1 protein-coding gene is annotated in these 311 nt (G+C 56.6%); it reads left to right on the top strand.

What is annotated here, in order from left to right; all coding sequences use genetic code 11:
* Positions 1-311, top strand: a 311-nt coding sequence (locus SB756_RS29035; RefSeq protein ID WP_410912985.1) for a hypothetical protein, incomplete at both ends; no start/stop codon positions are given.

Raw genomic sequence — 311 nt, 5'->3', positions numbered from 1 at the left:
CCGTGAAGCGCTGGGTGAACTGCTCGCACGAATTAAAATTGCTCCGCAACGCATTATGCGTCTTGATGAAGCCAGCGACCGTGGGCGTTATCTGATGATTGGCGCTGCCGAACATGGTTTTGTCGATAAGGTGCGTAACCTAGCGCTGATTTGCGAAAGCGATCTGCTCGGTGAACGTGTTGCCCGCCGTCGTCAGGATTCTCGCCGCACCATCAACCCCGATACACTGATCCGTAACCTTGCGGAGCTGCATATTGGCCAGCCGGTGGTCCATCTGGAGCACGGCGTCGGTCGCTATGCCGGAATGACCA

This window comes from Pseudomonas sp. SIMBA_068, from assembly GCF_046534705.1.
GTDB classification, from domain to species: Bacteria; Pseudomonadota; Gammaproteobacteria; order Pseudomonadales; family Pseudomonadaceae; genus Aquipseudomonas; species Aquipseudomonas putida.
The sequence above is the reverse complement of the archived record's forward strand: the minus strand, read 5'-3'. Positions and strand labels throughout refer to the sequence as shown.